We start from the raw sequence: 9,519 nt of genomic DNA, 5'->3' as shown, positions 1-9,519 counted from the left end.
GACAAATCGAGATCGCACATACCTTCGGAAACATATATTCACGACCATTCGCAAATACTGAACTCTCTTTCGTCATGGTCTTCGTCCTTTATAATCAAGCGGCCAATTTGGCACGTTCTTCCAGGGCCGCCTGCGGTGGCGACGCATCGTTTACACCCATTTCTGACAGGGCTTCGGCGGCGGCCTTCACGACCTGCCGCATGACATTTTCATCCATCTGGCCAATACATCCGATGCGGAAACTATCCACGACCGTTAGCTTGCCAGGGTAGATAATGAACCCCTTGGCCTTCATCAGCTCATAGAATTTGCCAAATTCAAACGCCGGTGAGGCCGGGCAGAAAAAGGTCACGATGATCGGGCTGAGCCAGCGATCCTTGAGCAGGGTTTCAAACCCGAGATCACGCATTCCGCCAACCATCACATCCCGGTTATTGGTGTAGCGCGCGCCGCGCCCGGCAACACCGCCTTCGAGTTCATGGGCGCGCAATGCTTCGAGAAACGCAGCGACCACATGGGTCGGCGGGGTAAAGCGCCACTGACCGGTTTTCTCCATATTCGCCCACTGGGCATGCACATCAAGGCTGAGAGAATGGCTGTTGCCCTTCGCCGCCTCAAGCTCTGATTTGCGTGCGACGACAAAGCCGAAACCGGGCACACCTTCGATGCATTTGTTGGCGGAACTTACCATCGCCTCGTACCGCACCTGCGCTACCTCAAGCGGGATTGCCCCGAAAGCCGACATCGAGTCGACAAGCAGCTTGCGCCCCGCCGCATAGGTGACCTCGGAAATTTCCTCGACCGGGTTCAGGATGCCCGAACTGGTTTCGCAGTGAATGGCCACCACATGGGTGATCGCCGGATCATCGGCCAGGATTTGCGCCACCTCATCGCCGCGCGGTGGCAGGTAATCGCCTTTGTCCAGCACGACATGGGCGCGGCCAAGGTATTCCATTGTCTTGGCAGAGCGTTGCCCATAGGCACCATTGGCCAGGACCAGCACCTTGCCATCACGCGGCACGAAACTGCCCAGCATCGCCTCGACACAGAAAGAGCCACTGCCCTGCATGGGAACGCAATCGAAATCCTCGCCGCCCGGCCCCAGCAGCGCCAAGAGACGTGTTCGCATGTCGCGGGTCATCGCGCGGAAATCATCATCCCAGCTGCCCCAATCCCTCAACATTGCTTCTTTTACAGGAAATGACGTGGTGAGCGGCCCCGGCGTCAGCAGGTAAGGCTCGCCCAGTTTAGGGGGTGAAATTCCGGTCTGTTGGGTGGTCATGGCGGCCTCCGAAATGGCGATCTGAAATCACCATTGCAGGAAGCCGCACCATATGTGAAATTGTAAATAACGATTGATCCATAAGTACAGCTGATACTACATCAGAGAGGGAATTCATGCGCCACAGCCAGTTGAAAGCGTTTCATTTCGTGGCACTGCACGGGGGGTTTTCCCGTGCTGCGGAAGCCTTGTTTCTGACGCAGCCCGCGATCTCCGAACAGGTGCGCAAGCTGGAACAGGATCACGATGTGCTGCTGTTTCACCGCGAGCGCAAGCGGGTGCAGCTGACCGAGGCCGGCGAGAATCTGTTTCGTCTGACCAAGCATTATTTCGAGATCGAACAGCAGATCGGTGAATACATGTCAGAAACTCGCGCAGCCGTGGATGGATCGCTGCGCATCATCGCGGATTCGGCCCATCATGTGACCGATATCCTCAGCGCTTTTCGCAAGCGATACCCGAATGTTGTGGTTTCACTGCGCACCGGCAACTCGGACGAAGTGCTGGAGGAATTGCGCGCCTTCAACGCCGAGGTGGGCGTGGCGGGCAGCCTGTCGCCCGGGCGTGACATGGAAACCCTGAGTCTTGGGGACACGCCGATTGTAGCGTTTGCAGCCAAGGGCTTGCTACCAAAAGGCAAAACCAGCATCAGCCTATCGGAATTGGCGGATCTACCGCTGATCTTCCGCGAGACCGGATCGAAAACCCGTCAGAAACTGGAAGAACAGGCCGAAAAACAGGGGCTTGATCTGACTCCGGCGATCGAGGCTGAGGGCCGCGAAACCGTGCGCGAGGTCGTCGCTTCCGGCGCGGGGGTTGGCTTTGTCTCGAAGGCGGAATTTGGCCATGATGAACGGCTGGTTGAAATCGCGCTTAAGGATATCGACCTGCGCATGGGCGAATCCATCGTGCATCTGGCGCAGCGGAGTGAAGTCAAGGTAATCCGCGCGTTCATGGAGTTCGCACGCACGCATATCGCGGCTGGTTAGGACGACAGCCTTTCATCCTCATCTTCGGTCATGGTTTCAATCAACCGCGTTTCCAGCAATTGCCCGCCACGATAGAGGATCGGATAGCTGACCGACGCGATATGGCTGTTGATTTCACGGAACCCGCGCAGCACTTCGAGATGGATATCACTTGAATCGAAACTCGTCTGGGTACCTTCGGTCAAACGTTTGAGGTGCTTTTTCCGGCTCGACCGTTCCAGGCGTGTCATCTCAGCCTTTTCTTCCAGAAGCAGACGTGCACTGTCCAGGTCGTCCGAGACCAGAACATTGGACGCAAGTCCCATATTAGCCATCATCCGTTCGTGAATACCGATCAGCTCTTCTTGACCGGCCTTGGAAAACTCGATGCCCTTCTGCGACTTTTCCCGCGCCAACGGCAGGATCAGTTTGACCACCAGATCGCCGACAGATTCAAGCGCAATGGCATATTCCGTCAATTCGCGCGCGCGCTTCTTTTGCTGTTTGGTCGCATCCTGCATTGGAATGTCCGCGACAAATCGGCGGATATCGTCCAACGCCGTGTTCACAATCGCATCGCGCGCGATCAGGTCATCGGCCTTGGTTTTATCATAGCTTTCGTAGAATTCGATTGTCGGTGCGGTCATGCCTTCGACCACTTGCGACATGCGCAGCACCTCGCGCTTCAGATTGGCCAGCGCCAGTTGCGGTGTCTTTAGCGACGCCTCATCCAGAACCGACCGGTGCATTTGTGGCATGTCCTCGTGAGTAATCTCCGCCATCGGCAGAAACCGTTTCATTGGCCGTTCCAGCAGGCCGCAAAAGGGTAATGCTAACAAAAGCATCGCGTTGAACAAGAGGTGTGCATTGATCAGTGTCTGCGCTTCTCCCATGCCTGAGAGGTACGGCAATATCGTCAGCTTGTTCACCAGGATCAGCGCCGCGATTGCCCCACTGCCACGCAGCAGAAAATTGGCGAGCGGCACGCGCCTGGCCACCGGGGTCATACTTCGGGTCAGCCAGATAGGGATGATCGCACTGCCCAGATTAGCCCCCAGCACCAGTGAAACGCCGGCGGCCACAGGGATTGCATCAATGGCCACCAGGGTCACGCACATCAGGATAACGGCGACACTGGAATGCATTACCCATGCCAGTAGGGCCCCAACGATGAAGGCCGTCACAAAATCACGTTCGAGGAAACCGGCGATCGAAGGCAAAAAAGCACTGTCGCGGATCGGGTCCATCGTTTCGCGCAGGAAACGCAACGAGATCAGGATGAAGGCAATGCCAAGTATAATCCGCCCCGCCTGCTTGAGCTTGCGACCATCGGATTTGATGAAGAGTCCGCCACCCACCGCAAGCAGAAGCGGTACCAGCCATTCAAGCTTGAAAGAGAGTACCTGGATCAGCAAGGCCGACCCCAAATCTGCCCCCAGCACCACAGACAGGCCCGCGCCGAACCCCAATGCGCCGCTACCCGCAAACCCGGCCACCAGCAGGCCCACTGCCGCCGAGCTTTGCAGCACGATCGCCAAAACCAAACCGGTTGACGCAGAACTGATCGGACTGCTTGTCGTCGTGACAATACGCCGGAACGAGGCTCCAAAGGCGCGTTCGATCCCGGTTCGCACCATGCGCACAGCATAAAGCAGCAACATCGTTGCCCCCATCAGCTGCACGACAAAGGAAAGAATGGTCATGCCCGGACACCCGTTTCATTTTCAGCGCAGCAACCTGCGTTCTGATTCAGCATTCTGCGCTCTCCTGCCCCGCGGTTACCACATCTACTTGCCAATTATTGAGTTTCTCCGAATAACCACGCGCCACGGGGCAATCTGTCACGACGACATTCACGTCCTCACCCGCGCACATGATCAGGGGGGCAGTTTGCCCGAATTTCAAATGATCCGCCGCCACGATGGTGCAGGCACTGCGGGCAATCACCGCGCGAGCCAGGGCGGCCTCTGACGGCACCGAAAGCAGAAACCCGACTTCTTTATTGATGCCATCCACACTTAGCAGCGCATAATCGAACCGAAAGTTTCGGACATAAGCCTCGGCCTCGGGGCCGAATGTGCCCCACTCCGCGTCACGCAACTCTCCGCCCGCCAGAAAGACCCGGTTCCCGCGGCGTTTGGCCAGCGATTGTGCCGCGTTCAAAGAGTTCGTCACGACGAAGAGGTTCTCGTGTTTGCGCAGCGCGTGGGCGACAAAAGCTGTGGTCGATCCGACATCCAGAAACAGGCATGCACCGTTTGGGATCAACCGCGCCGCAGCCCGCGCTATCTGCGCCTTTTCATCTGAGCGCTGCCCAAGGCGCGAAAACACGCCCGCGTCGCCCTGAGCGTCAGGCAAATAGGCGCCGCCATGTACGCGACGCACCAGATCAGATTTGGCCAGTGCCTTGGTCGTCCTGCGCACAGTCTCTTCAGAGACGCCCAACAGATCGGCAATATTTGAATTTCTCGCAGACCCGCCAAGACGACGTAGAGCGTCCAGCACCTCGACCTCGCGATGGTTGGTTGTGGAATTGTTGATTTTCACCATATTCTCATCCTTAATCGGTCAAAAAACTCCAAAACCGGTCAAATGTCCACCCTTGCTTTCAAACTTGTCGCAATTTGCTGAATGAAGGGATTGTTGCGCTACTGAAGTAAATGGCCTTTATGAGCGGTTACCAATCCAATCGCGGACGCGAGGCAGCGCATGAAGAACCAACAAAAAGTACTCAATGGTATTTCCGTTCCAGTCATGTTGCTGGACAATGAGTTGCGCATTGCTTTGGCAAATAACGCGGCTTTCGCCAGTTTTCCCAGTCTTCAAACAGGCGAAAGCCTTGGGAAGCTCGGCGAGCTGGATCGTGATATCGAAACACTGCTGCAAACCACCCTGGCCCGGCGTGGTGCCACCTCGCTAACCATTGTTACCAACGAAACCTTTCAAAGAGAGTTTCTGATTTCAGTCAAAACCGTAACTGATCTGGAACAGTTCGCCGCCCCCACGCTCGTGCTGACATTCGAAGACCAGACACCATTGCGCATCGCAAAATCCATGCGCAGCGATTTCGTGGCCAATGTCTCGCATGAAATCCGCTCGCCGCTGACTGCAATTTCGGGATTTGTCGAAACATTGCAAGGCGACGGGAAAGATGACCCCGAGGCGGGAAAGCTATTCTTGGGCCTGATGGAGAAAGAAGTTGCCCGGATGACCAACCTTGTCTCAGACCTTCTGTCTCTCTCGAAGGTCGAGGCCAAGGAAAGCAGAGCGCCCAAAAAGCCGCTGAACTTGAACCAAACCATTCATCAAGCTGTCGAATCCGTGACCGCACTTGCCCGGAAACGTGGCAAACATTTGGATTGTAAAGTCGTGCCCGATCTACCGACTGTCCTGGGTAAACGCGACGATCTAGCGCGCGCGCTGATCAATCTGCTGGAAAACGCCATCAATTACAGCCGCGAGGGCAGCACAATCACCGTGACGGCCCAAGCTGCACCCAATGGCAATCCGTTGAACATGCCTGCCGTTTTCGTCTCGGTCCGGGATCAGGGCGAAGGCATCCCTGCGCGTGAAATCCCCCGCCTGACAGAACGGTTTTACCGGATTGATAAAAGCCGGTCGCGTAATGTGGGGGGCACGGGGCTGGGTTTGGCCATCGTCAAACATATTCTGGTGCGCCATCGCGGCGTCCTGACAATCAACAGCACGCTTGGCACAGGTTCCACCTTCACCGCATACCTGCCTGTCGCCGCACCGCAGCAAAAAAAATGACGCTGTCATAGAACTGTTACAGAATCGTCGTACTCGTGTTTCACGCGCCGCCGACACAGGCGCCGTTCCATTCGGGACGATAGAGACACGTAAGGAGACATCATGTCTGTTCGCCTCAAAACACTTGCTGCCACCACTGTGCTGACTGCTGCCATTGCCGCACCTGCGATAGCCCGGGATCAGATCAACATAGTCGGTTCGTCCACAGTATTTCCGTTTTCAACCACCGTTGCCGAACGTTTCGGCAAATCCACCGATTTCGCCACTCCGATCGTCGAAAGCACTGGCTCGGGCGGCGGACTGAAACTCTTTTGCTCGGGTGCGGGTGTTGACACGCCCGACATCACCAACGCATCGCGCCGCATCAAATCCTCCGAAGTTGAACTTTGTGCCGAAAATGGCGTGAACGACATCGTTGAGGTTAAGATCGGGTTCGACGGCATCGTGCTGGCCAATGCGGTAGGCGACGCGCCGGTTGAGTTGACGTTGCAGGAGATCTTCCTGGCACTGGCCAAGGATGTCCCGAGCGGTGAAGGCGAAACCCAGCCCAACCCCTACACCATGTGGAACGAGATCAACCCTGATCTGCCCGCGGTGAAGATCGAAGTACTGGGGCCGCCCCCGACATCAGGCACCCGCGACGCGTTTGCAGAGCTGGCCTTGGAAGGCGGCTGCAAGACCTTCGACTGGATCAAGGCCATGAAGAAGGAAGACAAAAGCGCCTATAAATCGCTGTGCCACACGGTGCGCGAAGACGGTGCCTATGTCGAAGCCGGTGAAAACGATAACCTGATTGTTCAGAAGCTCGAAGCCAACCCTGATGCTTTCGGTGTCTTCGGCTACAGTTTCCTTGAGCAGAACAGCGACAAGGTACAAGGCTCTCTGGTTGGTGGTGTCGCACCGGAATTCGAACTGATCGCCGACGGCGATTATCCGATTGCCCGCTCGCTCTATTTCTACGTCAAGAAAGACCACGTGGGTGTTGTTCCGGGTATCGAGGAATTCCTGGCTGAATTCACGTCGGAAGATGCCTGGGGCGAAGATGGTTACCTGGCCGACAAGGGTCTGATCCCGCTGAGTGATGATGAGCGCAGTGACTGGGCCGAAAAGGTCAAATCACTGTCGCCGCTGAGCATGTAATGCAAAATTGCTTCGGCCCCGTAAATCGTGGGCCGGAGCACCTTTTCTACCTCTTCGAAGAAAGCCTGCCAAATGCCTGACGGGACGTTGATCATCACCCGGTCGGAACGACCACGCTGGCGCGACAATCTGATTATCGCTGTCATGGCAGCCGCTGCCGGAGTGGCCATTCTGGTCACGCTTGGCATCGTATTGTCGCTGGTTTTTGAAACCATTCTGTTTCTCAAAAAAGTACCCATCAGCAATTTCCTCTTTGGCCTTGAATGGAGCCCACAAACCGCGATCCGTGCCGATCAGGTTGGTGCCGAGGGTAGTTTTGGCGTGCTGCCACTGATTAATGGCACGTTGCTGATCAGCGCTATCGCGATGGCGGTCGCAACACCCTTGGGGCTGACATCCGCCATCTATCTATCTGAATATGCAAGCAAACGCGCCCGGGACTGGGTAAAGCCCGCGTTGGAAATCCTCGCCGGTATCCCCACGGTCGTCTACGGCTTTTTCGCTGCACTGACCGTTGCGCCTTTCATCCGCATGACAGGTGGTCAGTTCGGCTTGGAGGTCGCATCGGAAAGCGCTTTGGCGGCCGGCATGGTAATGGGGATCATGATCGTCCCGTTGATTTCGTCCCTGTCGGATGATGTGATCAATGCTGTGCCGCAGTCTCTGCGCGATGCGTCCCTGGGCATGGGGGCAACCCAATCAGAGACCATCCGCCGGGTCGTGATGCCCGCCGCACTTCCCGGCATCGCCGGATCGCTGCTGCTGGCCACGTCACGCGCCATTGGTGAGACGATGATCGTGCTGATGGCCGCAGGACTTGCCGCAAAACTGAGCCTCAATCCGCTTGACGCCGTCACCACCATAACCGTGCAAATCGTGGCCCTGCTGACCGGGGACCAGGAATTTGCCAGCGCCAAGACACTATCGGCTTTCGCGCTTGGTTTGCTGCTCTTTGTTCTGACCCTGATCATGAACGTCATCGCGCTCAGGATCGTCAAGAAATACCGGGAACAATATGATTAACTTTACCCAAGAAGCAGGTTTCGGCCTGCGCCGCCGCAAAAGGGCCGAGGCGCGTTTTCAATGGGCCGGGCGTGGTGCCATCCTGATTTCGCTGGCCTTCCTTGTGATCATGTTCGCGTCGATCATCGGCAACGGCGCGGGGGTGATCTGGCAATCACAGATCGCCGTCACCGTGGATCTGAGCGCCGAAGAGATCGACCCGGAAAACATTGGCGATGCCAGCTTCAACAGCCTTGTGAAAAAAGGCCTGCGCGATGCCTTCCCGGAGGTTGAAAAACGCAAGGAAAAGAAACGCCTTTACGGTCTGGTCAGTACTGAGGCCGCATTTGAAGTCGAACGCCAGATACAGGCCAATCCCGAATTGCTGGGTGGGATGCAAACCCTGTGGGTCACGGCGTCGGACGATGCCGATCTTTATATCAGCGGCCAGGTGGATACTGACCTTCCGGAGGTCAAGCGCCGGGTCTCGGATGCCGAGATCGCGATGCTTGATAAGTTGCTCGAAGAGGGGCTGGCGCGCGAAACGTTCAATCGTGGCTTCTTTACCAACGGTGACAGCCGTGAGCCCGAAATTGCCGGTATTCTCAGCTCGCTCATGGGTTCGGCCCTGACACTCTTGGTTTGCTTCGCGCTATCCTTTCCGCTGGGCATCGGAGCCGCGATCTATCTTGAGGAATTCGCTCCGAAAAACCGCATGTCGGACCTGATCGAGGTGAATATCAACAACCTTGCTGCGGTGCCGTCCATCGTCTTCGGCCTGCTTGGTCTGTCGATCTTTCTGGGCTACATGGGCCTGCCCCGCTCAACCCCGCTGGTGGGAGGCATGGTCCTGGCGCTGATGACGCTGCCCACGATCATTATCGCCTCGCGCGCGGCCCTTCGATCCGTTCCGCCATCGTTCAAGGAAGCGGCCCTTGCGCTTGGCGCCACGCCGGTTCAGGCCATTTTCCATCATGTGCTGCCCGTTGCAATGCCCGGTATGCTGACCGGTGCAATCGTGGGCATGGCGCAGGCGTTGGGTGAAACCGCGCCACTGCTGATGATCGGCATGGTGGCGTTCATTGTCGATGTACCAACATCCGTGCTGGAACCCGCCACGGCGCTGCCGGTGCAAATCTTCCTCTGGGCGGATGCACCCGAGCGTGCCTTTACCGAAAAAACCGCGGCTGCGATCATTGTTTTGCTGACGTTCCTGATCCTCATGAACCTCATCGCGATCCTGCTGCGACGCAAACTGGAAACGAGATTCTGATTATGGATCAAACCCTTATCCAAACCCCTGTGGCGGATGCCAACTTTGTTGGACAACCCGCCACACCCACGCCGCCAGAAAAG

Annotated in this window: 7 protein-coding genes and 1 pseudogene; 5 read left to right on the top strand and 3 right to left on the bottom strand. The window is 56.7% G+C overall.

The window, feature by feature from the left end; all coding sequences use genetic code 11:
• Nucleotides 1-94 precede the first annotated feature (94 nt).
• Nucleotides 95-1,282 carry a 2-aminoethylphosphonate--pyruvate transaminase gene (locus Q1B27_RS22750; protein ID WP_299851790.1) on the bottom strand — a complete coding sequence of 396 codons (1,188 nt, stop codon included), beginning with the start codon at nt 1,280-1,282 and terminating at the stop codon, nt 95-97.
• A gap of 116 nt (nt 1,283-1,398) precedes the next feature.
• Between Q1B27_RS22750 and Q1B27_RS22745 the strand changes: the two genes are divergently transcribed.
• Complete coding sequence (locus Q1B27_RS22745; RefSeq protein ID WP_299851786.1) at nt 1,399-2,271, top strand: LysR substrate-binding domain-containing protein; 873 nt, start codon at nt 1,399-1,401, stop codon at nt 2,269-2,271.
• Here the strand turns inward: Q1B27_RS22745 and Q1B27_RS22740 are convergent.
• Together Q1B27_RS22740 and Q1B27_RS22735 are read right to left on the bottom strand one after the other, a co-directional pair.
• Nucleotides 2,268-3,953, bottom strand: a complete 1,686-nt coding sequence (locus tag Q1B27_RS22740; protein ID WP_299851783.1) for a Na/Pi cotransporter family protein — start codon at nt 3,951-3,953, stop codon at nt 2,268-2,270. The genes Q1B27_RS22745 and Q1B27_RS22740 overlap by 4 nt on opposite strands.
• A gap of 46 nt (nt 3,954-3,999) precedes the next feature.
• The gene (locus Q1B27_RS22735; protein WP_299851780.1) at nt 4,000-4,800 is read right to left on the bottom strand and encodes a DeoR/GlpR family DNA-binding transcription regulator; all 801 of its coding nucleotides are present in this window, start codon (nt 4,798-4,800) and stop codon (nt 4,000-4,002) included.
• Between the two features lie 159 nt (nt 4,801-4,959).
• On the opposite strand from Q1B27_RS22735, the gene Q1B27_RS22730 reads away from it, so the two are divergent.
• From Q1B27_RS22730 to pstA, 4 genes and pseudogenes are all read left to right on the top strand, one after another.
• Entirely contained in the window at nt 4,960-6,021 is a 1,062-nt protein-coding gene (locus tag Q1B27_RS22730) for an ATP-binding protein (protein WP_299851777.1), read from the top strand.
• A 102-nt stretch (nt 6,022-6,123) separates the two neighbouring features.
• Entirely contained in the window at nt 6,124-7,161 is a 1,038-nt protein-coding gene (locus Q1B27_RS22725) for a substrate-binding domain-containing protein (RefSeq protein WP_299851774.1), read from the top strand.
• 132 nt (nt 7,162-7,293) lie between these two features.
• Nucleotides 7,294-8,184 (top strand): annotated as a pseudogene (gene pstC, locus Q1B27_RS22720) (phosphate ABC transporter permease subunit PstC); the annotation flags it as partial.
• A complete protein-coding gene (gene pstA, locus Q1B27_RS22715) occupies nt 8,177-9,436 on the top strand; it encodes a phosphate ABC transporter permease PstA (RefSeq protein ID WP_299851771.1) in 1,260 nt (419 codons plus the stop codon). The pseudogene pstC and the gene pstA, both read left to right, overlap by 8 nt.
• The last annotated feature ends 83 nt before the right edge of the window (nt 9,437-9,519 follow it).

The sequence above is a fragment of the uncultured Roseovarius sp. genome (assembly GCF_947489715.1).
GTDB lineage: Bacteria > Pseudomonadota > Alphaproteobacteria > Rhodobacterales > Rhodobacteraceae > Roseovarius.
The sequence above is the reverse complement of the archived record's forward strand: the minus strand, read 5'-3'. Positions and strand labels throughout refer to the sequence as shown.